We start from the raw sequence: 24,281 nt of genomic DNA on the forward strand, positions 1-24,281 counted from the left end.
GCCGCGGGCGTGGTCCGCGGCGCAGCCCATGGTTCCGCGCCGGAACTATAGGGTGGGCTCATGGACGTGGACGCATTCATCGCCGTGCACCGCAGCGACTGGCAACGACTGGACGAGCTCGTCGGCCGGCGCAGCCTCAGCGGCGAGGAGGCGGACGAACTGCTGGTGCTCTATCAGCGCGTGTCCACCCACCTGTCCATCATCCGCTCCGTCGACCCGGAGAGTGCCCTCTCCGGGTCGCTGTCCACGCGCCTGTCCCGCGCGCGGACCCGCTTCACGGGTGCGCGGTCCCACTTCATGGAGGACGTGGCGCAGTTCTTCGTGGCGTCGCTGCCCGCCGCCTTCTACCGCATCCGGTGGCTCACGGTCGTGGTCGGTACGGCCTTCCTCGTGGTCGCCGCGCTGTACGCGGTCTGGGTGGCTACGACGCCGGGTGTCATCGGGGCGCTCGGCTCGGACGAGGCGCTGCGCCAGTACGTTGAGGAGGACTTCACCGACTACTACTCCGAGAACCCCGCTGCGTCCTTCGCCGGGCTGGTGTGGACCAACAACGCCTGGATCTCGCTGCAGGCCGTCGCCTTCGGGGTCACCGGCATCTGGCCCGCCTTCATCCTGTACCAGAACGCGCAGGGCGTCGGCATGGCCGCGGGCACCATGGCGGCCTACGACCGGCTCGACGTGTTCTTCCTCTACATCCTCCCGCACGGCTTCATGGAGCTGACCGCGATCTTCGTCGCCACGGCCGCCGGGCTGCGCATCTTCTGGGCGTGGGCGGCTCCGGGGCGCAGGCTGCGGTCCGTGGCCCTCGCGGAGGAGGGGCGGTCGCTGATCACGGTGGCGCTCGGCCTGGTGCTGGTGCTGCTCGTCTCCGGGCTCGTGGAGGGCTTCGTGACGCCGAGCGGACTGCCGCCGTGGCTCCGCCTGACCATCGGCATCCTGGTGCTGGCGGCCTACTGGACCTACACCCTCGTCCTCGGACGGCGGGCGTTCGCGGCCGGGCACCGCGGGGACCTCGGCGCCGTCGACCGCGGCGAGGCCGTCATCACCGCCTGACCGCCGACGACGGCGGCCGGCTCCCTGCTGCTGCGCGGGGAGTCTCCCGTCGGGTCGCACGAATGCCCGGTAGTGTCGATGGACGTCGGACGTAGCGCCGGCGGGCACCGATCGAGGAGACGCAGTGGCACAGATGGACAGCACCCGTTCGACCCCTCCCGGCGCACGGGACCCGGAACACGACCCGTCGGCCGCCGCGCGGACCGACAGTGCGGCCCCGGACGACCAGGGAGTGACGGGCATCGCCCAGCGCCATGACCTGCCACGGCGGAAGGCCGGCACGATGCCCGACCTGTCGGGCATCGCGGACGACGACGCCGTGGAGTCCCGCCGCTCCTCCGCCGGGTCGCATCCCGCCGGGTCGCCTGCCGATCCGGTCGACGACGACGCCACCGCTGATGCCGGGTCCGTCGATGCCTCCCGCGGTGATGCGTCCCGTGAGGCCGCGTCCCGTGAAGCCGCGTCCGGCGAGGCCACGTCCCCTGGGTCCGCGTCCGGTGAGGATGACGCCGCTGCCACGACCTCTTCTCCTGACACACCGTCCGCCGAGCCGACCGGTGCTTCCCGGGCGACGACGACCGACGCCGCCGATACGGCGCACGCGGCGGTCCCCGATCGTTCCTCGGAGAGCCCGGACGCCGATGTGGCCGCGGGCGACCCGGCGCCCGCCGCCGTGGCTGCGGTCGGCAGCGGGAGCCACGCGTCGTCCGGCTCCGGCTCGCGGGAACCCTCCACCGACACGGCGTCGCTCTCGATCCGGCCCCCCGACAAGGACGCCGCGCGGCGTGCTGCCGTGCGCGACCAGGCCGTGGCCGCCAAGCCCGTCCTCGCGCGCTTCCTCCAGGTCGTCGTCGCGCTGTTCTTCCCCGTCATCGTGGTCGCAGCGGCCGTCCGAGCGGTGGCGACGTCGTCGTTCCTCTGGCTGGAGTACCACCGGCCCGGTTTCCCCGCCGACCAGTTCGGCTTCTCCCTGGACGACCGCATGACCTACGGGTCCTACGCACTCGACTACGTCGTGAACCTCGCGCCCCCGCGATACCTTGGAGGACTGGTGACGCCGGAGGGCGAGCCGCTGTTCCTCGAGTCGGAGGTCGGGCACATGGCGGACGTGAAGGGCGTGCTGGGCCTGTCCTTCTTCATCGCCCTGGTGCTCTTCGTGCTGTCGCTGCTCGCCTGCGCCTACCTCGCACGGCGCTACAAGGGCGGCATCCGGCGGGCGCTGTTCGCCGGAGCGGTCCTGACCCTCGTGGGCATCGCCGCCCTGACGGTGCTCGCGGTGCTGGCCTGGCAGACCTTCTTCACGCAGGTCCATGCCCTGTTCTTCGCGGACGGGACCTGGACGTTCCGGGTGGACGACACCCTGATCCGGCTGTTCCCCGAGCAGTTCTGGACGGACTCGGCCATCACCATCGCCGTGCTGGTGCTCGGCGCGACGCTCCTCACGCTGATCCTCACGTGGCCCACGAAGGCCCGCCGGGAGCGTTCCATGCTGGCCCAGGATGCAGCCCAGGCCCGCTACCGTGAGGCGCTGGACGCTTCCTGACCCCTCCCGTCCGGGCCGCCGCGGCGGGCGCGGCGGGTCTAGCGCTTCACGGCTCCGTACAGCTCCGCCAGCGCGGCCGCGTGGTCGGCGACGACGGCGGCGCGCTTCAGCTTCAGCGTCGCGGTCAGGTGCCCGGACTCCACGGTGAACTCGACGTCCAGCACCGTGAAGCGCCGGATCTGCTCGGCCTGCGAGACGGTCGCGTTCGCGGCGTCGACGGCGGTCTGCAGTTCGGCCAGGACCTCAGGGTCGCGGGCGGCGTCGTCGGCCGTCAGGCCCTGTTTCCCGCGCGCCGCAGCCCACGGCTCCAGCGCCTCGCGGTCCAGGCTGATGAGCGCGCCGATGAACGGCCTGCCCTCGCCGACCACGACGGCCTGCGCCACGAGCGGGTTCTCCCGGAGCTTCTCCTCGAGCGGACCCGGCGCCACGTTCTTGCCGCCGGACGTCACGAGCAGGTCCTTCTTGCGGCCCGTGATGGTCAGGAAGCCGTCCTCGTCGAGGGACCCGAGGTCGCCCGTGCGGAAGTACCCGTCGTCGGTGAACGCCGCAGCGGTCGCCTCGTCGTTGTGGTGGTACCCCGCGAAGATGGCCGACCCCTTCACCTGGACCTCGCCGTCGTCGTCGAGCCGGACGCTCATGCCGGGCATCGGGATGCCCACGGACCCGACGCGCGTGAGCGGCACGGTGTTCACGGTGCAGGGGGCGGTGCTCTCGGTCAGGCCGTAGCCTTCCTGCACCAGGATGCCCGCGCCACGGAAGAAGTGGGTGAGGTGCTCGCTGAGCGGGCTGGCGCCGGACACGGTGTAGGTCGCCTCGCCGCCGAAGACGCCGCGCAGCCGGGGGTAGACGAGGCGGTCGAACAGGGCGTGCGACGTCCGCAGCACGGGGGAGGGTCCGCGACCGCCGCGCCCGCGGGCATCCACGGCCCGGGAGTAGGCGACGGCGGTCCGTTCGGCCGCCGCGAACAGGCGTCCCTTGCCGGCCTCGGCGGCCCTCTGCCCGGCCGACGCGTGGATCTTCTCGAAGATGCGGGGCACGGCGAGGAGGAACGTGGGCCGGAACGTCGTCAGGTCCTCGAGCAACTGCGCCGCGGACCCGGAATGCGCGAGCTTGATGCCGCCGGTGAAGCAGACCACCTGCACGGCCCGCGCCAGCACGTGCGCGAGGGGGAGGAACATGAGCGTGCGCGCGTTCTCCTGCTTCAGGAACTCGGGCAGGAACTCCAGGGTGTTCACGGCGAACAGCGCGAAGTTGCCGTGGGTGATGACGCAGCCCTTCGGCCGGCCCGTGGTGCCCGAGGTGTAGACGATGGACGCCGGGTCGGCGAGGCCGCGCGAGCTCCGGGCCGCCTCGAGTGCCGCGTCGGTCACCCCGGCCCCGCCATCGATGAGGGCGGGGAGCGTCGTCCCGGCACCAGGGGACCCGGAGGTGCCGCCGGCCTCACCGGTCAGGTACACCACCGTGGTCGTGTCCGCGCGGCCCGACCGACCGGCGGCGTCGAGCACGATCCCGGCCTTTCCCTCGTCCTCCACGAAGACGACGGTGGGCCGGGCGTCCTCGAGGATCCACGCCACCTGGTGGGCGGAGGAGGTCTCGTAGATGGGCACCGTCACCGCGCCGGCGAACCAGATCGCGACGTCGGCGAGCGTCCACTCGTACCGCGTCTTCGACATGACGGCGATGCTGTCGCCGGGCCGCACGCCGAGCGCCATCAGGCCCCTGGCCACGCCGCGCACCTGCTGCAGGAACTCCGCCGCCGAGACGTCCCGCCACTGCCCCTGGGACCGCAGCGCGTACAGGGCACGCCCGGGGTCGGCGTCGTGGGTCCGCAGGAGGAGGTCCGTGGTGTTGTCGGTCGCCGGGAGGTCGACCAGGAGTTCCGTGATGGCTTCGCGCACCATTGCTCGCTTTCGTTCCAGTGGGTGGGGCCTCGCCCTAGATCCAGCTCCGCAGCCACATGCGCATGCGCCACTGGTCGTACGGGATGACCTCGGCCGTCCAGATAGGCAGGAAATAGGCGGACAGCGCGACGGCGGCCGCCAGGTACACCCCCACCAGCACGATACCCCGCCGACGGCGGGCCCCGTCCGCGTCCGGTCCACCGAGCACGAGGCCCAGGCAGTACACGAGGGCCAGCACGAGGAACGGTTCGAAGGACACGGCGTAGAAATAGAAGGTGGTGCGCTCCGGGTACAGGAACCACGGCAGGTAGCCCGCGGCGACGCCGGTCAGGATGGCCGCGGCACGCCAGTCGCGGCGGCCCACCCAGTAGAACAGCAGTACGAGCAGGGACAGCGCCGCACCCCACCAGATGAGCGGGTTCCCGAGCACCGTCACGGCCTGCGAGCAGGCCTCCGCACCGCAGCCCGAGGGCTTCTCGTAGAAGAACGACGTCGGCCGTCCCATGACCAGCCACGTCCAGGCACTCGCCTCGTACGGGTGGTCGGTGCCGAGCCCCTGGTGGAAGGAGAACGCACTCCGGTGGTACTCGGCCAGCGAGCGCAGCCCGTCCGGGAGCCAGCCCCACTGCTCGGACGGGTTGCGCTCCGCCCAGGTGCGGTCGTAGGCGTCCGTGGAGAGGAACCAGCCCGTCCAGGTGGCCAGGTAGGTCAGCAGGGCCACGGGGACGATGCAGGCGAACGCGAGAGGACCGTCCTTCAGCACGCCGGCACGGAACCAGTGGTGCACCCCCGCGATGCGGCGTGCGCTGAGGTCCCAGGCGAGCGTGAGCAGGCCGAACGCGGCGATGAACGGGAGGGCCGACCACTTGGTCCCGAGGGCGAGGCCGAGGCAGATCCCCGCCACGAGGCGCCAGGCGCGGAACCCTAGGAAGGGCCCGTAGGCCAGGCGGGAAGGCTGAGGGACGCCGTCGTCGCCCGCCTTCGCGGAGAGCCGCAGCGCCAGCCGGCGCCTGCCGTCGTCGCGGTCGAGGAGCAGGGCCGCGAAGGCCGCGAGCAGCCAGAAGCTGAGGAAGATGTCGAGCAGCGACGTCCGCGATTCCACGAGGTGGTGTCCGTCGATGGCGAGCAGCAGACCCGCGGCGGCGCCGAGCAGGGCGGACCCGAACATGCGCTGGGCCACGAGCGCGAGCAGGAGGACCGAGAGCGTGCCGATCGCCGCCGCAGAGAAGCGCCAGCCGAAGGCGTTGTCGGAGCCGAACAGCAGCATGCCGACGGCGATCATCCACTTGCCGACCGGCGGATGCACCACGTAGTCGGGGGAGTCGAGGAGCACGCCGGGGTTGCCCGCGTTGAAGGAGTCGTTGGCGTTCTCGGGCCACTCGCGCTCGTAGCCCGACTGCAGCATCGAGTAGGCGTCCTTGACGTAGTACGTCTCGTCGAACACGAGCGACCCGGGCTCGTCGAGCCGCACGAAGCGCAGGATCCCCCCGAGCACCGCCATGGCGAGCGGCAGGATCCAGCGGAGCGCTCCGCCGGGAGCAGCGGCGCCGAGGAGCCGGGCGGTGAGGTCGGCGCGCGTGTAGGCGCGCAGCGGAGCGACGATCCAGGAACCGCCCGGCTGCGGACTGGCCGGTCGGGGCTGGACGGCGGTGTGGCTCACCCTGTCATGCTACCGGCGGTCCCTGCGCCCGCCCGGCACGCCGGGCGGGCGCAGGGGTCCACGGGCTCCGGACCGCGGCGGCCGGGGCGGCTAGGCTGGTCCGGTGAACCAGCCACGCAACGCCGCGACCCCTGACACGAGCAGTGACACCTCCCGGGAGGACAGGGACTGGAACGACGACGGACCCGGCGATCCCGCGGCTGCGGACGCCCATACCGGGCTCGGCGAGCCGGACGTCGATACCGGGCTCGGCGAGCCGGACGCCCGCGTCCCCGGGACGGCCTATCGCGGCACCGCGGGTGACGGCAGCGGCCGGGGGCGGATCGTCCTGGCGGCGACGCCGATCGGCAACATGGGCGATGCGACCGAGCGGCTGATCGGCCTGCTCCGGACCGCGGACGTCATCGCGGCCGAGGACACGCGCCGCCTGCACCGGCTCGTGCAGGCGCTCGGTGTGACCGTCGCGGGCCGCGTGATCAGCTACCACGAGCACAACGAGACCGAACGGACGCCCGAACTCCTGGACCTGGTGCGGGAGGGCGCCACCCTGCTCATGGTGACCGACGCCGGCATGCCGTCGGTGTCGGACCCGGGCTACCGCCTGGTGGAGGCGGCGGTCGCGGAGGGGATCGACCTGACGGCGGTGCCGGGCGCCTCGGCCGTCCTCGCGGCGCTCGCGCTGTCCGGTCTCCCCACCGACCGGTTCTGCTTCGAGGGGTTCCTGCCGCGGAAGTCGGGCCTCAGGACGGCGCGCCTGATCGACCTCGCGGCGGAGCGACGCACCATGGTGTTCTTCGAGGCCCCCCACCGCCTCGAAGCGATGCTGCGCTCGCTGCAGCAGACCTTCGGCTCCGAGCGGCCCGCCGCCGTGGCGCGGGAGCTCACGAAGGTGTACGAGCAGGTCATCCGCGGCACGCTGCTCGAACTCCTCCAGTGGGCCCAGGAGGGTGAGGTCCGGGGCGAGATCGCCGTCGTCGTCGGCGGTGCGCCGGAGTCCGCGCCGTCCCGCCCGGAGGACCACGTGGTCGACGTCAATGCCCTGATCGCCGGCGGGATGCGGCTCAAGGACGCCGTGGCGGCCGTGGCCGCGGAGAGCCGGGTCAGTAAGCGGGAGCTGTACGCCGCGGTGATCGCCGCGCGCTGAACCACCGGCGACGAGCCGCGACCGGCCTGTGCAGTCGCCCAATGCGCGAGCACTTCCGGAGTGCAGCCTTCACTGGACACCCCTTCTCCGCCGGGTCTAGCGTGAGCGGGATGCCCCCGCGCGGGGCGACCGGCGAGCCGGTCCCGAACCCCAGTACCGCACCCCGTTACCGAACCCGCAGTATCTTCGCGAAGGAGCTCAAGATGGCCGTCACCGCCGATCAGGAGAAGGCAGTACTCGACAAGGTGCCCACCGGGCTCTTCATCGGCGGGCGATGGCGGGCGTCGTCCTCCGGTGCCACGTTCGACGTCGAGGACCCCGCGACCGGCCGCACCCTGCGGACGCTCGCCGACGCCACTCCCGAGGACGGCATTGCCGCACTGGACGCCGCGGTCGCCGCGCAGGCCGACTGGGCGCGGACGGCCCCGCGCGAGCGGGGCGAGATCCTGCGGCGGGCCTTCGACCTGGTCACCGCCCGCGCCGACGAGTTCGCACTCCTCATGACGCTCGAGATGGGCAAGCCGCTCGCGGAGGCGCGCGGCGAGGTCACGTACGGTGCCGAGTTCCTGCGGTGGTTCTCGGAGGAGTCGGTGCGCGCGTCGGGCCGCTACTCCACGTCCCCCGACGGGAAGTCCCGCCTGCTCGTCAGCAAGAAGCCCGTGGGCCCGTGCCTGCTCATCACGCCGTGGAACTTCCCGTTGGCCATGGCCACCCGCAAGATCGCCCCCGCGATCGCCGCGGGCTGCACCATGGTGCTCAAGCCCGCGAATCTCACGCCCCTGACGTCCTCGCTGTTCGCGACCGTCCTGCAGGAGGCGGGCCTGCCGGCCGGCGTCCTCAACATCGTCAACACGACGACGGCGGGCGACGTCACCGGGCCGCTCATCGAGGACCCACGCCTGCGCAAGCTCTCCTTCACGGGCTCCACGCCCGTGGGTCGCAGCCTCCTGGCCGCGGCATCCAAGAACGTGCTGAGGACCAGCATGGAACTCGGCGGCAACGCCCCGTTCATCGTCTTCGAGGACGCCGACCTCGAGGCCGCCGTGGAGGGCGCGATGCTCGCGAAGCTGCGCAACATGGGGGAGGCCTGCACGGCCGCCAACCGGTTCATCGTGCACGCCTCCGTGGCCGACCGCTTCGCCGCGGCGCTCGCGGAGCGCATGAAGGGCATGACGCCGGCCCGCGGCACCGAGGACGGGTCCAAGCTCGGCCCCCTGATCGACCGGAAGAGCCGCGACAAGGTGCACGAGCTCGTGACGTCCGCCGTCGGCGACGGCGCGCAGACCGTCACCGGAGGGGCCCCCGTGACGGGGGACGGCTACTTCTACCAGGCCACCGTCCTGACGGGCGTCCCTCGGACCGCACGAATCATGCAGGAGGAGATCTTCGGCCCGGTGGCCCCGATCATCACGTTCGACACCGAGGACGAGGCCGTGGACCTGGCCAACGACACCGAGTACGGCCTCGTGGCGTACGTCTTCACCCGCGACCTCAATCGCGGGCTCCGCATCGGCGAGCGGCTCGACACCGGCATGATGGGCCTCAATGCGGGCGTGGTGTCCAACGCGGCCGCACCCTTCGGCGGGGTCAAGCAGTCCGGCCTCGGCCGTGAGGGCGGCGCGGAAGGCATCGAGGAGTACCTGTACACGCAGTACGTCGGCATCGCCGATCCGTACGCCTCCTAGGCAGCCTAGGCAGCCGAGGCAGCACAGCGAAGGCCGGCACCCGATCGGGTGCCGGCCTTCGGTGTCCCTGCTTTCGGTGTCCCTGCCTTCGGTGTCCCTGCGCGTGCCCGGCGGTTCGAGGCCGGTCAGCGTCGGATGCCGCTCCGGAACCTGTTGAGCAGCGACTGCGGGAACAGGCGCGCCCTGACCCGCCGACCCCACGAACTGCCGCGCCGGAGCGCACGCGTCACGGTGTCGACGTCGTCCCAGCGGGGCACGGCCACGGGCCGTGCGAGCGTCGCCACGGCAGGAGCTCCCGCGCCGCCCGCGGTGGCTGCGGGGTCGTGGTCGGCGTACTCCTCGTACTCGTAGGCCGACTGCAGCCTGCCGAGCGAGGCGACGGGTTCGCCTGCCAGCCCGGCGTCCTTGGTGAGGCGACCGACGAAGGTGCGGGGGGTGTCGGTGGGTTCGAGCCGGTAGCCGTAGTCGCCGGCGATCTCCGTCGTCTCGGCCCAGGCGGCGGTCGCCGCCCCTGCCGCGCCCGGCGAGACCTCGCCGACCGTCACGGCGCGGCGCCGGGACCGGGTCCTCGATGTCCGGAGCAGCAGCGGCAGGAGCGCCAGCAGCCCGATGCTCCCCAGGGCGAGCGCTCCGGCGGCCGGCGTGGCCTCCTCCTGCGGCCCGGTACCGGACTCGTCGGCTGAGCCCGAGGGCTCGGCCGACGACGACGTCTGGTCGTCCGGGTCGGTGCGGGCGCCGGGGTTCAGTTCGTCGGTGTCGTCCGCACGCGGCCCCACCGGGGTGGAGGACTGCTGGGCGTAGGTGGGGACCACGCCGCGTGAGGGCGTCGGTTCGAACTGCACCCACCCCACACCCTCGAAGTACAGCTCGGGCCAGGCGTGGGCGTTGCGGGAGTCGACGACGAACTCGCGCAGTTCCGTGCCGCCGGGGCCCTCCGTGGTGTCGCCCGTGGGGCTGCCGGGCGTGTAGCCGATGGCCACGCGGCTGGGGATGCCCGCAGCCCGGGCCATGACGGCCATCGTGCCGGCGTAGTGGACGCAGTACCCGGACTTCGCGTCGAGGAACCGCGCCATGACCTCCATGCCGCTGCCGTCGTACCCGCCGTCCACCGGTGCCTCCACCGAGTAGGTGAAGTCGGGGCCGCGAAGATAGTTCTGGATGGCGATGGCCTTGTCGTAGGGGTTCACGAACTCGTCCGCGACCTCGCTGGTCCGGGTGCGGACCACCTCCGGTGTGTCCTGCGGGAGCTGCGTGAAGACCTCCGGGACGTCGTCGTCGTCCGACGGTCCGATGGCCCCGAGCCCTTCCCGTGTGAGCTCGGCGGCCCTGCTCTGCACGAGGTAGTCCTGGCGCGCGGTGGATCCGCCGTCGGTCGCGAGGACGGACAGGTTCGCCGGGTCCCACGACCAGTTGCCCGTGAGGTTGGTGATGCCCACCGGGGCGTAGGGCGAGAGCAGCCAGGGGCTCGCGTAGCTCTGCGTCGTGACGCGCGTGAAGACGGTGGAACCGGCGGGCGCCGGTGCGGGGGCGCCGTCCTCGCCGCCGATCTCGGCGACGCCGTCCTCGCGGCCGTCGAGCCTCTGGTCGGGTTCCCAGCGGCGGCCGTCGAAGTTCTCCAGTGTGACGGCCCGCAGGTACAGGGGGACGTCGGAGTTGGTGGAGTACGCGATCCGGCCGAAGCCCGTGGGATTGCGGAGGTCGTTGCCGAGCGTCACGGCCGGGTTCAGGCCGGTCGCGTTGCTCCACACGTTGAGGCGGGCGCCCTGCGGGAAGGCGCCGGAGTTGAAGCCGGGCACGAACATCGGCAGGATCACGGTCACGGCGAGGGCCGCCGAGCCGATGATGGCGCTGCGCCCGGCGAAGCCCGATGAGGCCCTGGCCCCACCGGACGCCAGGCGGTTCTCGCGCCACTGCGCCACGGCGAGGAGCAGCAGGAACGCCAGCGCCGTGGCGATGAAGGCAGCCATCCCCACCCCGTTGGGCTTCACGACGGCCGGGGTGATCAGGATCGTGAAGAGCCCGAGTCCGCTCGCCGCGGGCATGCGCATGGTCGTGGAGAGGATGTCCACGATGATGGCCACGAGCCCCAGCGCCGCGCACACGATCAGGACGATGCCGGCACCCGGCAGCACGGGGGCCACCTGCGAGACGACCGTCTCCTCGGCCTGCGCGAGGAGACGCCGGAGCTCGAGCGAGGTGCCGGGCCCGGGTACGATGCCGAGGATGCTCTGCCGCGGGACGAACTGCGCGGTCAGGGCCCCGATCAGGGCGAGCAGACCCACGAGGGCCGTGAGGACGCCGTTCAGGCGCAGCGTCCGGGTCAGCGTCATGGCCAGGAGCACCGGGACGAGTGTGCCGAGGACGGGCAGCAGCCACGTCCAGGGTTCGAGGACGCCGTTGAGGCCGGTGGCGGCAGCGAGGACGGCGAGCAGCGACGCGCCGGTGACGGACCAGTGCCAGGGGTCGGCGGAGGGCGCGTGCCGGGCCGCCGGGGACCCGGTGGCCGGGGCGGGTGCGGGGCGGGAGAGTGTCGTGGTCATGCCGATCCTGGAGTGTGTCGTGGGGTGCGGACGGGCCCGGGGGAAGAGGTCGGAAGGGCGCCGGCGGGTGTGGCGCCGGCGCTCCCGAGGCCGGCCCAGACGGTGGGCAGGTGGGCGGCGGGCGAGGCTGCCGTGGCCTGCCATCCTGCGTCGCGGAGGATGTCGAGCTGCCGCCGGGCATCGGCGGGCCGCTCCGTCACGATCAGGGCGTAGGCCGCGGAGCCGTAGTCCGCGGCGGACCCGAGGGCCCGCGCCTCCTCGCCGGTGATGGTACCGAGGACGGCGATCAGCGGGCCGCGGTGGCGGGTGGCCGCGAGCTTGTCCAGCAGATCGTCCCCGAACGCGGCGTGCGGCGTGTGCTGGGGGCCGTCCGTGGCCGCGCGGCGGAGCCGGCGTGCGGCGCCGCGCACCGCGTCGCCCGTGCGCGCCGACACGCCGGGCGCCTCCTCGGGGTGGGCGCGGCGCCCGCCCTCGGGTCCGAGTTCGAGCGCCGCGAGGCCCTCGGCGATGCCGTTGACGGCGCCCTGGCCGTGGTGTTCCTCGTCGGTCGGGAACGGCGCCGACGGGGAGTGCAGCAGCGCCGGCGCGCCCTGGTGGTCGAGGAACCGCAGGGCGTAGTTGCGCTCCAGCAGGTGGGCGCTCACGGACATGACCGCCGTGACCGCCCACTCGAACGTGGGCGAGGTGGAGAGCCCGTTGCCGGCGGCGTCGCCCGCGAAGGCGGCCGTGAACCCGCCGCTGAAGCTCGCGTGCCGCTGGTCCATCAGCAGGGTGGCCTGCGGCGTGGTCACGGACTCCTCCTGCCGCACCATGAGTTCGCTGTGCCGGGCGGTCGCCGCCCAGTGGACGCGTCGCATGGAGTCGCCGTGCCGGTACTCGCGCGTCATGACGTCGTCGTCGCTCGGGTTCGCCTGGCGGTGCGTCGCGGCCAGGCCGTCGTTGCCGCGCGAGCCCGACAGGGTGGAGGCGAGCAGCTCGAGCGGGGCGGGGGTGACCACGAGCCCGTCCGAGCCGCCGAGGACGTGCCGCGACTTCGCGAGACCGAACGGGTCGGTGAACTCGGCGGTGACGGGACCGATGAAGTAGACGCCCCGCGAGGTGGAGCGGAGCCGGTACTCGTAGAGGGACGTGCCGTCCGGCGTCGGGTTGCGCGAGGGGTAGGTGAACTGCGGTGCCTGCCCGAAGCGCGCGGGCAGCTGCTCCTCCATCGCGATGCTCGCGCCTCCCGCCGCGGAGGCCGTGAGGGAGAGCGTGACGGTCGTCGTCGAGCCGATCTCCATGGACTGCGGCTGGAACCGGCGACCCACCGTGAAGCGGGGCTTGACGAGCCTCAGGACGACGATCGAGGTGACGGGCAGGGCCGCGAGCAGGATCCCCACGTACAGCAGGTCACGGCGGCCGAGCACCTGCGCGGACAGGAGTGCGACGACCGCGGTGAGGACGAAGCCCCATCCGCGTACCGTCAGGACGCGCGAGGGGAGCCTGTCGAGAAGGGCCATCAGGTGCCCGCCCGGGCCGTCATCGCCGCTGAATCCCGCGCGACACCGGGACCCGCGACAGGATGTCCTGCACGATGCTCGACGCCGTCTCACCCGCACTCGTGGCCTTCCGGTCCAGCAGGAGCCGGTGCGCGAGCACCGCGTCGGCGACGGCGGCGACGTCGTCGGGCAGCACGAAGTCGCGGCCCTCGAGCGCCGAGCCCGCCTTCGCCGCACGGAGCAGCTGCAGCAGGGACCGGGGGCTCGCGCCGAGCCGCAGCCGCGGGTGCTGGCGCGTGGCGTGCCCGACGGCGACGGTGTACTCCTTGACGGCGGGCGAGACGTAGACGCCGCGCACCTCGCGCATCATGGCGGCGATGTCCGACACGCTCGCCACGGGCCGGATCCCCTCGAGCGGGGACACGGACTGGTGCGTCTCGAGCATGTCCACCTCGGCACGGGAATCCGGGTAACCCAGGGAGATCCGGGCCATGAAGCGGTCGCGCTGCGCCTCGGGCAGGGGGTAGGTGCCCTCCATCTCGATGGGGTTCTGCGTGGCGACCACCATGAAGGGGTCGCCGAGCGCGTGCGTGGTGCCGTCCACGGTGACCTGGTGCTCCTCCATGCACTCGAGGAGGGAGGACTGCGTCTTGGCCGAGGCCCTGTTGATCTCGTCGCCGATGACGATGTTCGCGAAGACCGGTCCGGGCCGGAACTCGAAGCGCCGGGTTTCCTGGCTGAAGATGGAGACCCCGGTGACGTCGGACGGCAGCAGGTCCGGGGTGAACTGAATGCGGTTCACGGTGCAGTCGATGGTCCGGGCGAGGGTCTTCGCGAGCAGCGTCTTGCCGACGCCCGGTACGTCCTCGAGGAGCAGGTGGCCCTGGGCCAGCAGGACGGTGAGGGCGAGGCGCGCGGCCTCGGGCTTGCCGTCGATCACCGTGTTGATCGAGCCGAGGATGCGCGAACTGATGTCGTGGAAACGGGCGCCGGGGACGTCCGGGTCCGCTGGTGCCGCCCTTCGCGGTTCCGCTGCGGCCTCGGCGATGTTGTGCTGGACGTCCATGGGTACCTTCCATGCGTGCGGCTGCGGGAGCAGGCGTCGGCCGGGCGGCCGTGCAGGCGACACGCAGGAAACGGCCACGGCCTCTCCGGCACGGGGCAGGACGGCCTGGCTGATTCAACAGATTACTAGGTCAACTTGATCGCCGGCAGATAAGTTCCGTGCCGTCGATAGGCTTGCACCATGTGTAACAGTGCCGCATCGGTCCGCCATCCCTACGCTGTGGGGGAGACCCCGCCGGCCTACCGGGAGCCGGAAGCCAGCACCGGGAAAGGGGACATCGAAGGGGACGGTGGTGCGGAGGCGGCCCGACGACGGCGCAAGGGCGGGTACCCGCCCCTGCCGGAGCCGCTGGCCGTTCCCGTGATCGACAACCACACGCACTTCGACTTCCGGGAGGGCCCGGCGGTGTCCATCGGGGACGCCCTGGACGCGGCCGAGGCGGCGGGGGTGCGGGGCGCGGTCCAGGTGGGCACCGACCTCGCGTCGTCGCGCTTCACGGCCGAGGTCGTGGAGCAGGACCACCGGCTGCTCGGCGCCGTGGCGCTGCACCCCAACGATGCTCCGCTGCTCGCCGGGGCCGGGACGCTCGACGACGCCCTCGAGGAGATCGAACGCCTCGCCGCGGGTCCCCGTATCCGGGCGCTCGGGGAGACGGGGCTCGACTACTTCCGCACAGGGGAGGGCGGCCGGGGGAGCCAGCTCGCCTCCTTCCGCCGCCACATCGACATCGCGAAGCGGCTCGGCAAGGCGCTGCAGATTCACGACCGGGACGCGCACGACGACGTGGTGGCCACCCTCCTGGCCGACGGTGCCCCCGACCGCGTGGTGCTGCACTGCTTCTCGGGCGACGCAGGCCTGGCCCGTATCTGCAACGAGCACGGGTGGTACATGTCCTTCGCCGGGACCGTGACGTTCCGCAACGCCGAGAACCTGCGCGAGGCCCTGCTCGTCGCCGATCCCGCCCTCGTGCTCACCGAGACGGACGCACCCTTCCTCACACCGCACCCCTTCCGCGGCAGGCCCAATGCCGCCTACTTGGTCCCCTATACCGTGCGCGCCATGGCGGGGGTCCTGGACACCGACCTCGACGCCCTGTGCGCCCGGCTGACGGCGAACACGGAGGCCGTCTACGGCGCGTGGAACTGATCCGGTGGTCGCAGGACCAGGCTCCGTACGGGGCCGGAACCGGCCCCCCGCTGTGCTGCAAGGAGCGTGTCCCCGATCACACGTAGCTCCGGACCGGAGTGCGAGTACCGGTCGACCGGATTCGGGTAGGGAGCACCCGTGCCCGTGCCTTTCTTCCTCCGTACTGTTCTTCAAGGAGAGGCACTGCCGACGAGTCATCGCGCCGAAGCCGGTAGCCCTCCCCGTACCGTCCTTCTCGTGAGACCGGAAGACGGCGGTGCGACCGGCAGCTTTCCTTCCCAGCAGGGAGCTGCCCTGATCGGGTCGGCGGCGCCGGGGCCCTCCTGAGACCAGGGCTCCCACCAGGCGTCGCCGACTCCCGATCCGCCCCTCGACGCACGTGCAGCACATGGAGTGCCACCTGCCCGTCGCGGCGCGGCGGATACCATGGCAGGGTGACTACGCCCCCCGCCGCCGGCACGCCCGCACCCCTCCTAGGCGCCGCCGACATCCGGCGCCTCGCGGCCGACGTCGACATCCGGCCCACCAAGACCCTCGGGCAGAACTTCGTGATCGACGGCAACACCATCCGCAGGATCGTCGCCGCGGCGAACCTCGGCGCTGACGAGACCGTCCTCGAGGTCGGCCCCGGCCTCGGGTCCCTCACGCTCGGCCTGCTCGACGCCGCCGAGCGCGTGGTCGCCGTGGAGATCGACCCGGTGCTCGCCGGGAGGCTGCCGGCCACCGTCGCGCAGTGGCGGCCCGAGCGCACCGCCGCCCTCGACGTCGTCCTCGAGGACGCGCTGCGCGTGACGGACCTGCCTCACCCGCCCACCGCCCTCGTTGCCAACCTGCCCTACAACGTCGCCGTGCCCGTGGTCCTCAACCTCCTCGAGCGTTTCCCCTCCCTGCGGCACGGGCTCGTCATGGTGCAGGACGAGGTGGCGGACCGTCTCGCCGCCCCTCCCGGCTCGAAGACCTACGGCGTCCCGTCCGTGAAGGCCGCCTGGTACTCGAGCATGACCAAGGCCGGTGTGGTGGGCATGAACGTCTTCTGGCCAGCCCCGAAGATCGCCTCCGGCCTCGTCCGCTTCACGCGCCGGGAACCTCCGGCCACGACCGCCACGCGTGAGCAGGTGTTCGCCGTCATCGATGCCGCGTTCGCGCAGCGCCGGAAGACCCTGCGCGCGGCGCTCGCGGGCTGGGCGGGCAGCCCCGTCCTCGCGGAGCAGGCCCTCCGGGACGCGGGCGTCGATCCCACGGCGCGGGGCGAGGTGCTCGACATCGCAGCCTTCGCCCGCATCGCCGAGGCCCGGCGGGACGCCCCGGCGCCGGCGCGGCCGGTGGGCTAGGTTGGTGGGTATGGTCCCGGGCAGAACAGTCGACATGCGCGCCGGCACACGCTCCGTCCGCGTCCGGGCACCCGGGAAGATCAACGTCTCCCTCAAGGTGGGCCCGCCGCGCGAGGACGGGTACCACGGGATCGCCAGCGTGTTCCTCGCCGTGTCCCTCTACGAGGAGGTCACTGCCACGCTCGCGCCCGGGGACGCCATCACCGTGACCGTCAACGGCCAGGGCACCCTGAACCTCCCGCACGACTCCATCCCGCTGGACCGCACCAACCTTGCAGTCCGGGCCGCCGAGCTCCTCGCGGAGGTCAGCCCGGGCCGCACCGGCGTGCACCTGGACATCACCAAGCGCGTGCCCATCTCCGGCGGCATGGGCGGCGGATCGGCCGACGCCGCAGCGGCCCTGCTGGCCTGCGACGCCCTGTGGGGCAGCGGCTTCTCCCGGGACGAACTGGCGAAGATCGCCGTGGACCTCGGCGCGGACGTGCCCTTCGCGCTCGTCGGGGGCACCGCCGTCGGACTCGGGGTGGGCGACCAGCTGACCCCCGCCATCTCGAAGACACCCCTGCACTGGGTCCTCGTCACCTCCGACTACGGTCTCTCCACCCCCGAGGTCTACCGCCGTCTCGACGAGATCCGCCTGCGCGACGGCGTGGAACCGGACCCGCAGCCGCAGATCGACCCGGCCATCCTCGGTGCCATGCGCGCCGGCGATGCCCAGGGCCTCGCCCCGCTGCTGCACAACGACCTGCAGCAGGCCTCGCTGGAACTCGCCCCCGCACTGGGCGATATCCTTGAGGCGGGCAAGGTGGCGGGCGCGCTGGCCGGGATCATCTCCGGGTCCGGTCCCACGATCGCCTTCCTCACCTCGAGCTCGGGCCACGCGGCCGAACTCGAGTCCCTCCTCGGCACGGAGGGGCTGCAGGCGTCGTCCGTCCGCGGCCCGGCACACGGGGCCCGCATCGCCGCCTGACCGGACACTCCAGCTCCAACCGAAAGCAGCATCTCCTTGGCACACCTCCTCGGCGCGGAAAACCTCAGCGTCGCCTACGTCACCCGCACCATCCTCGACAACGTCTCCCTCGGCCTCGAGGACGGTGACCGCATCGGCGTGGTGGGCCGCAACGGCGACGGCAAGTCAACGCTCATGCGCCTCCTCGCGCAGCGGAGCACGCCCGACTCGGGCCGCGTGACGAAGCGGCGCGACGTCACCGTGGGGTACCTCGACCAGTCGGACGTGCTCGACGGTGACCTCGAGGTGGGGAGCGCCATCGTGGGCGACCAGGCCGACCACGAGTGGGCGTCCAACCCGAAGATCCGCGACGTCATGGGCGGGCTCGTCTCCGAGGTGGACTGGCACGCGAAGGTGTCCTCCCTCTCCGGCGGGCAGAAGCGGCGTGTGGCCCTGGCCAAGCTCCTCATCGGCGACGACGACGTCATCATGCTCGACGAGCCCACCAACCACCTCGACGTCGAGGGCGTCGCGTGGCTCGCCCGCCACCTGCAGCAGCGCTGGCGTGCGACCGAGGGCGGGATGCTGGTGGTCACCCACGACCGCTGGTTCCTCGACGAGGTCTGCAACCACACGTGGGAGGTGCACGACGCCATGGTGGAGGACTTCGACGGCGGGTACGCCGCCTATGTCCTCGCCCGCGCCGAGCGCGACCGCATGAACGCCGTCGTCGAGTCCAAGCGCGTGCAGCTCGTCAAGAAGGAGCTGGCCTGGCTGCGGCGCGGCGCCCCCGCCCGCACGGCCAAGCCGAAGTTCCGCATCGAGGCCGCGAACGAGCTGATCGCCGACGTCCCCGAGCCACGGGACTCCCTCGCGCTCAGCAAGATGGCCATGTCGCGTCTCGGCAAGGACGTCCTCGACCTCGAGGACGTCAGCCTGAGGATCGACGACGGCGAGGGCTCGGACCGGCAGCTGTTCGACGGGATCACGCTCCGGCTCGCGCCGGGCCAGCGCCTCGGCCTCGTGGGGGTCAACGGCTCCGGCAAGACCACGCTGCTGCGCCTGCTCAACGGCGAGCTCCAGCCGGATGCCGGCAAGGTCAAGAAGGGCAAGACCGTCCAGACCGCCGTGCTGTCCCAGGAGGTCCGTGAGCTCGACGACGTCCGCGACAGCCGGGTCATCGAGGTCATCGAGTCCGAGAAGCGGGTCTTCGCGGTCGGCGGCAAGGAGGTCTCGGCCAGCCAGCTGGTGGAGCAGCTGGGCTTCACCAACGAGAAGCAGTGGACGCGCGTCAGCGAGCTCTCCGGCGGTGAGCGCCGACGGCTCCAGCTGCTCCGCCTGCTGGTCGGCGAGCCGAACGTCCTGATGCTCGACGAGCCCACCAACGACCTCGACACCGACACCCTGTCCGCCATCGAGGACGTGCTCGACGGCTGGCCGGGCACGCTCGTGGTCGTCTCGCACGACCGCTACCTGCTCGAGCGGGTGACCGACAGCCAGATGGCGCTTCTGGGCGACGGCAGGCTCCGGGACCTGCCCGGCGGCGTGGACCAGTACCTCGAGCTGCGCAACGCCGCGGGGCCCATGACGGCGACCGGCAGCGCGGCGTCCCCGGCGATCAGCGGCGGTTCCACGGGCGGCTCCTCCGAGGGCGAGCTGCGGCAGGCGCGCAAGGACCTCGCCCGCATCGAACGGCAGATCAGCAAGGTGGATGCCCAGAAGGGCAAGGTCCAGCAGCAGATGAACGATGCCGGCGCCAGGGCCGACGCGGACTTCGAGCACATCGCGGGCCTCAATGTGCGCCTGCAGGAGCTGCAGACGGAGATCGAGGACCTCGAGACGCAGTGGATGGAAGCCGCCGAGGTGCTCGGGGAGTAAATTCTGCTTTTCCTCGCGTTTCCTGCGCGTGTCAAGCATGTTTAAGCTCACAGGCGCCACGCCGAGGATGCTCGACAACGGGCTCCGGAGAGCTGTCGGACCCACCCTCCGGGCCCCGGCCCCCAAAGGGGTCCGAACAGTGCCGCGAACGCTCCCGCACGCCCGTCCCACCGCGCCGGCCGTCGTCCGGCGATGAGGACGTAACCGCAGGTCAGCGGCGGATCGACCGCCTCGGGATACGGCTCCGCGGGTAGCCGACAGGTGCTTCTTCCGCGCCTCCCGCAGGCATCCCGCGCCCGGCTGCGACCGGCCATCCCCTCGTCGCCGGACGGCCTGCCGTCCGCCGGCGCCCTTGAGTAGTGACAAGTAATAGCGGTGATTTTTCGAGTAGGACACGAGCTCGCGCGTCCCCCTAGTCTCAACAAGGAAAGGGTCCTGATCATCGCATCGGACCACTCGCCAGGACCGGACGCAGCACGGCTGCGAAGGTGACCGGCCCCCACGCCCGCTGACGTGCATCCCTACAGCCATTTCATCTTCCGAGGACATCGATGCATTCAATCGCGCTCGCCGCCAGCCCAGCCTCCGCCGTCGACCTCGGCGTGCGGGTCCTGGGCGACCGGTGGTCCGCCTGGACCGCCTCTCTCGACTGGACCGACGTCAGTGCGTTCTGGGCGGAGATCTCGCCCTACTTCCCGATCGCGGTCGCCGGTGCCATCGTCTGGGGCCTCTGGCTCTACCGCTTCATCCTCTCCCACCGGGCCAAGCCGATCGTGACGGACTACCGCACCACGACCTCGGTGGTGGTGCCGTCCTTCCACGAGGACCCGGACATCCTCATGAGCGCGCTCGAGTCGTGGCGCTCCCAGAACCCCGACGAGATCATCATCGTCCTCGACGTCGAGGACCTCGACGCCTACGCCCGGATCGAGGCGCTCGGGGATCCGACGATCAAGCCGATCCTGTTCCACCACGTGGGCAAGCGGTCCGCGCTCGGCGCCGGCATCCGCCTCGCGCAGTACGACATCCTCGTGCTCACGGACTCCGACACCTGGTGGCAGCCGGACCTGCTGAAGAACGTTCAGATGCCGTTCATCGACCCGCTCGTCGGCGCGGTCGGTACCCACCAGAACGTCTACCAGCGCGACACCAGCGTGTGGCGTCGCATCGCCGACTGGCTCGTGAACCTCCGCTACCTCGACTACGTCCCCGCCATGGGTGCCGCCGGGGCCGTGCCATGCGTGTCCGGACGGACGGCCGTCTACCGCCGCTCCGCCGTCCTGCCCGTCCTCGAGCACCTCGAGAACGAGTACTTCCTCGGCAAGCGCTGCATCTCCGGCGACGACGGCCGGCTGACCTGGCTGGTCCTCGCCTCGGGCTACAAGACCGTGCACCAGTCGACGGCGCGGGCCCTGTCGATGTTCCCCGCCAGCTTCCGCGCCTTCGTCAAGCAGCGCGTGCGCTGGAGCCGCAACTCCTACCGCTGCTACCTCACGGCCATCGGCACGGGCTGGCTGTGGCGGGTCCCCTTCATCACCAAGGTCACCGTCCTGCAGATCCTGCTGACGCCGGTCACCATGGGCCTGACCATGTTCTACCTGCTCTTCAACCGCCTGGACTTCACCGCCCTCGGCGTGGCCGCAGCCCTGTGCTGGCTGCTCCTCGGCCGCGGCATCCGCGGCGCCTCCCACCTCCGCCGCCACCCCAAGGACATCCTGATTCTGCCCGTCCTCGCCTTCGCCGTCATCCTCGTGGCCCTGCCCATCAAGCTCTACGCCTTCGCCACCATGAACAAGCAGGGCTGGCTGACACGGCACGCGGACCAGATCGGTGGCGACGGCCAGGACGCCGGCAGCCTCGATTCCAGGACCGCCGCCGACACGCTCTCGGGCCAGGACACCCGGGAGGCCGTCGCATGACCAGTCGCAAACCGATTCTTCTCGGCGTCCTCGCCGTCGTCTTCATCGCGCTCGTCGGAGCGGGCTTCCTCGCGGCCGGCAACGCGTGGAAGAAGTCCGAGGCCGACGCCGTGGGACGCAACGAGATCGCCGCCAACGGCAACGTCCAGGGCGAGCTCTACACCGGTGACCCGCGCAGCGAGGCCCGCATCGTGCAGAGCGAGGAGGAGCGGCTCGTCTACGTGCGGACCATCGCCTCCGCGGCCCGCTGGCGCGTGGACGGCCTCGAAGGCCCCTACCGCCTCCAGACGGGCGCCACGAACACGCTCGTGCTGCCGGCCCGCACGGTGCCGTACACCACCGCCGACCTCCTCCAGCTCGCACCGGACACCTTCCGGCAGGTGGCGTCCTCGACGTTCCTGCTGGGCGAGAACATCGTGGTGCTGCCCGGCGCCACCCTGTCCCTGAACGGGGCGGAGGGCGTCACGGTCCGCATGCAGAGCGACGAGAACGCCTTCGTCTCGATCGTGGCCCTCGGCGGCTCGCTCGCCATGGCCGGCACACCGGAGAACGCCGTCTCGCTCACCAGCTGGGACGGCACGGGCGTCGACACCGACACCTCCGACGGGCGCGCCTACGTGCGGATGATCGGCGGCCATGCCGCGTTCTCGCACACCGCCGTCACGTCCCTGGGCTTCTGGAGCGGCAACACCGGAGGCCTCGCCCTCACGGGTACGGACACCGCGGGCACGTTCCGGGACGCCGCCGCCACGCCGGAACCCGTGGCCCCGGCGGGCGCCCGCCTGCTGCCCGACGCCGACCTGCAGTCCATCGCGGACCAGTCGGAGATCGACTACAGCGTGGTCACCGCGGGCATCGACAACCTCACGGTGCGGGACAACGCCTTCGGCCTGTTCGTCACCAACGCCCGCGACGTCGCCATCCGCGACACCACCATCAGGGGCAGCCTCGTGGACGGCCTGGTGCTGCACCGCTCCGTCACCGACGCCACCATCACCGGCACCACCTCGTCGGACAACGCGGTGGACGGCATCACCGTCGGCCGCTCCAGCATGCGCGTGCAGCTGCAGGACGTCACGGCGCGGGGCAACGGACGCAACGGGATCTCCCTCGACGGCCAGCCCCTCGCGGACGGCCCGAACGCCGTCGGTACCGCCGTGGTCACCTACGGGGCCAACCGCGTGGTCAGGAGCACTGTCAGCGACAACGGCCGCTACGGCGTGGAGGTCAGCGGCGGTGAGAACCTCCGCCTGACGGGCAACACCATACGCGGCAACGAGGTCGGCGTCGTCGTGAACTACGGAGCCAAGGGAGTCACCATCGTCGACAACGAGATCCGCGACCAGCACCAGCAGGGCATCGCCATACGCGACACCGGTGCGCAGGCGGACATCCGCAGGAACGCCATCTCCGGCGGTGACACGGGCGTGTACGTCCGGGACGCGACCGCGGCGATCACCGGCAACACCATGTCCTCTCTCTCCGGGCACGGCGTCTCCCTCCGCGGGAACGTCCCGGACACCCGGGTCACCGGCAACGACGTGGGCGGCTACGGCACCACCGCCATCTGGGACGAGACGTCCACCGGCGCGCTGGTCGAGGAGAACGAGCTGCTGGACTGGCACCCCGCCCCGACCGTGCAGAGCGTCGTGAACTCCGTGTTCCAGCCGCTCACCTTCGTGTGGCTCATGCTGGGCGCGCTGCTCGTCGCGACGGCCTTCACACGCAAGCGTCACCTACGGGTGCGGACCATCCGCAACCCCTACGAGGAGCGCATCCCGCTGACGGCCCTCAGCCGCGGGATCGTCCGCATCGATGACGTCCGGGGTGCCCGATGACGCGCCGGGGCGGCCTGATCGCCCTGGTCCTCGCCGTCGTCGCGCTCGCCGTGGCCGCCGTCGTCGTGGTGGTGGGTCTCAACGGGACCGACGGCAAGGGATCCGCGGAGGAGGAGCGCAGCCCCCAGCCCGGTACCACGCAGGAGGCCGCGCCGCCGCCCGCACCGATTGAGACACCCGCCGAATGCCCCGAGGCGACGGCGACGGTGAGCAACCCGACCGACCTCATGACCGCGCTCGACGCCGCCAAGCCGGGCGACGTCATCGGCCTCGCACCCGGCGTGTACACGGGGAACTTCACGGCGTCGGCCGAAGGGACGGCAGAGCAGCCCATCACGCTCTGCGGGACCGCGGAGAGCATCCTGGACGGTGGCACCACCGACGACGGCTACGTGTTCCACCTGGAGGACTCCTCGTACTGGGTGTTGCAGGGGTTCACCGTCCGCAACGGCCAGAAGGGCGTCATGGTGGACCAGACCACGAACACCGTGATCCAGGGCCTCACCGTCACCACCACCGGTGACGAGGCCATCCACCTGCGGAAGTTCAGCACCGACAACCGGGTGCTGGCGAACACCATCAGCGACACCGGCCTGCGGAAGCCCAAGTTCGGCGAGGGCATCTACATCGGCACGGCGGAGAGCAACTGGTGCGACATCAGCAACTGCGAGCCGGACCGCAGCGACCGCAACGAGATCGCCGGGAACACCATCTCCGGCACCACCTCGGAGAACGTCGACATCAAGGAGGGCACCTCCGACGGCATCCTGCGGGCCAACAGCTTCGACGGATCCGGGATCGTGGAGGCCGACTCCTGGGTGGACGTGAAGGGCCGCGGCTGGGTCATCGCCGAGAACACCGGCGCCGACTCGCCCCAGGACGGCTTCCAGACCCACGAGATCGTGGACGGCTGGGGTACCGAGAATGTCTTCCGTGACAACGTCGCGCAGGTCAACGGGCCCGGCCTCGGCTACTCCCTGAAACCGGTGCGCGACAACGTCGTCGAATGCAGCAACACGGCCTCCGACGCCGGCGAGGGCCTGTCCAACGAGCCCTGCGCCTCCGGCTGATCCGTCCCGGACCTCCGACCCCACTACTACCCGCCAGCACCACCCCTTATGACAATCCGTGCTACCCCCTACCCAAAAGA

The 24,281-nt window shown here is 71.6% G+C and carries 16 protein-coding genes; 11 read left to right on the plus strand and 5 right to left on the minus strand.

The window, feature by feature from the left end; translation table 11 throughout:
• The first annotated feature begins 60 nt into the window (after window positions 1-60).
• Together AC4D2O_RS05740 and AC4D2O_RS05745 are read left to right on the plus strand one after the other, a co-directional pair.
• Window positions 61-1,053 carry a stage II sporulation protein M gene (locus tag AC4D2O_RS05740; RefSeq protein WP_490905713.1) on the plus strand — a complete coding sequence of 331 codons (993 nt, stop codon included), beginning with the start codon at window positions 61-63 and terminating at the stop codon, window positions 1,051-1,053.
• A 133-nt stretch (window positions 1,054-1,186) separates the two neighbouring features.
• Window positions 1,187-2,596, plus strand: a complete 1,410-nt coding sequence (locus AC4D2O_RS05745; protein ID WP_490905869.1) for a TIGR01906 family membrane protein — start codon at window positions 1,187-1,189, stop codon at window positions 2,594-2,596.
• A 38-nt stretch (window positions 2,597-2,634) separates the two neighbouring features.
• On the opposite strand, the gene AC4D2O_RS05750 is transcribed toward AC4D2O_RS05745, so the two are convergent.
• Both AC4D2O_RS05750 and AC4D2O_RS05755 read right to left on the minus strand, forming a co-directional pair.
• Window positions 2,635-4,494, minus strand: a complete 1,860-nt coding sequence (locus AC4D2O_RS05750) for an AMP-dependent synthetase/ligase (protein ID WP_490905871.1) — start codon at window positions 4,492-4,494, stop codon at window positions 2,635-2,637.
• A gap of 37 nt (window positions 4,495-4,531) precedes the next feature.
• Window positions 4,532-6,157 (minus strand): dolichyl-phosphate-mannose--protein mannosyltransferase, encoded by a 1,626-nt coding sequence (locus AC4D2O_RS05755; RefSeq protein ID WP_490905714.1) that lies wholly within the window; start codon window positions 6,155-6,157, stop codon window positions 4,532-4,534.
• A gap of 322 nt (window positions 6,158-6,479) precedes the next feature.
• On the opposite strand from AC4D2O_RS05755, the gene rsmI reads away from it, so the two are divergent.
• Window positions 6,480-7,301 carry a 16S rRNA (cytidine(1402)-2'-O)-methyltransferase gene (gene rsmI, locus AC4D2O_RS05760; protein WP_490905873.1) on the plus strand — a complete coding sequence of 274 codons (822 nt, stop codon included), beginning with the start codon at window positions 6,480-6,482 and terminating at the stop codon, window positions 7,299-7,301.
• Window positions 7,302-7,504: 203 nt separating this feature from the next.
• Window positions 7,505-8,986, plus strand: a complete 1,482-nt coding sequence (locus tag AC4D2O_RS05765) for an NAD-dependent succinate-semialdehyde dehydrogenase (protein WP_490905715.1) — start codon at window positions 7,505-7,507, stop codon at window positions 8,984-8,986.
• A gap of 125 nt (window positions 8,987-9,111) precedes the next feature.
• Here the strand turns inward: AC4D2O_RS05765 and AC4D2O_RS05770 are convergent, their stop codons facing one another.
• The 3 genes from AC4D2O_RS05770 to AC4D2O_RS05780 are packed head-to-tail and all read right to left on the minus strand — an operon-like array spanning window position 9,112 to window position 14,070.
• Complete coding sequence (locus tag AC4D2O_RS05770) at window positions 9,112-11,526, minus strand: transglutaminase TgpA family protein (RefSeq protein WP_490905716.1); 2,415 nt, start codon at window positions 11,524-11,526, stop codon at window positions 9,112-9,114.
• Window positions 11,523-13,025 (minus strand): DUF58 domain-containing protein, encoded by a 1,503-nt coding sequence (locus tag AC4D2O_RS05775; protein WP_490905717.1) that lies wholly within the window; start codon window positions 13,023-13,025, stop codon window positions 11,523-11,525. Before AC4D2O_RS05775 ends, AC4D2O_RS05770 begins: the two co-directional genes overlap by 4 nt.
• Window positions 13,026-13,044: 19 nt before the next feature.
• Window positions 13,045-14,070, minus strand: a complete 1,026-nt coding sequence (locus tag AC4D2O_RS05780) for an AAA family ATPase (protein WP_490905718.1) — start codon at window positions 14,068-14,070, stop codon at window positions 13,045-13,047.
• Between the two features lie 180 nt (window positions 14,071-14,250).
• Between AC4D2O_RS05780 and AC4D2O_RS05785 the strand changes: the two genes are divergently transcribed.
• The 7 genes from AC4D2O_RS05785 to AC4D2O_RS05815 all read left to right on the plus strand — a co-directional run bounded on the left by AC4D2O_RS05785 (window position 14,251) and on the right by AC4D2O_RS05815 (window position 24,201).
• A complete protein-coding gene (locus AC4D2O_RS05785; RefSeq protein ID WP_490905719.1) occupies window positions 14,251-15,216 on the plus strand; it encodes a TatD family hydrolase in 966 nt (321 codons plus the stop codon).
• A 434-nt stretch (window positions 15,217-15,650) separates the two neighbouring features.
• Window positions 15,651-16,547, plus strand: a complete 897-nt coding sequence (gene rsmA, locus AC4D2O_RS05790; RefSeq protein WP_490905720.1) for a 16S rRNA (adenine(1518)-N(6)/adenine(1519)-N(6))-dimethyltransferase RsmA — start codon at window positions 15,651-15,653, stop codon at window positions 16,545-16,547.
• Between the two features lie 34 nt (window positions 16,548-16,581).
• The gene (locus AC4D2O_RS05795) at window positions 16,582-17,517 is read left to right on the plus strand and encodes a 4-(cytidine 5'-diphospho)-2-C-methyl-D-erythritol kinase (protein WP_490905721.1); all 936 of its coding nucleotides are present in this window, start codon (window positions 16,582-16,584) and stop codon (window positions 17,515-17,517) included.
• 36 nt (window positions 17,518-17,553) lie between these two features.
• Window positions 17,554-19,374 (plus strand): ABC-F family ATP-binding cassette domain-containing protein, encoded by a 1,821-nt coding sequence (locus AC4D2O_RS05800; protein WP_490905723.1) that lies wholly within the window; start codon window positions 17,554-17,556, stop codon window positions 19,372-19,374.
• Between the two features lie 551 nt (window positions 19,375-19,925).
• Window positions 19,926-21,293: a glycosyltransferase gene (locus AC4D2O_RS05805; protein ID WP_490905724.1), complete on the plus strand. Its 1,368-nt coding sequence runs from the start codon at window positions 19,926-19,928 to the stop codon at window positions 21,291-21,293.
• On the plus strand, window positions 21,290-23,131 hold the full coding sequence (locus AC4D2O_RS05810; protein ID WP_490905725.1) for a right-handed parallel beta-helix repeat-containing protein: 1,842 nt from the start codon (window positions 21,290-21,292) through the stop codon (window positions 23,129-23,131). Before AC4D2O_RS05805 ends, AC4D2O_RS05810 begins: the two co-directional genes overlap by 4 nt.
• A complete protein-coding gene (locus AC4D2O_RS05815; protein ID WP_490905726.1) occupies window positions 23,128-24,201 on the plus strand; it encodes a right-handed parallel beta-helix repeat-containing protein in 1,074 nt (357 codons plus the stop codon). The genes AC4D2O_RS05810 and AC4D2O_RS05815 overlap by 4 nt, the downstream gene beginning before the upstream one ends.
• The last annotated feature ends 80 nt before the right edge of the window (window positions 24,202-24,281 follow it).

This window comes from Arthrobacter sp. TJ-238 (genome assembly GCF_058269215.1).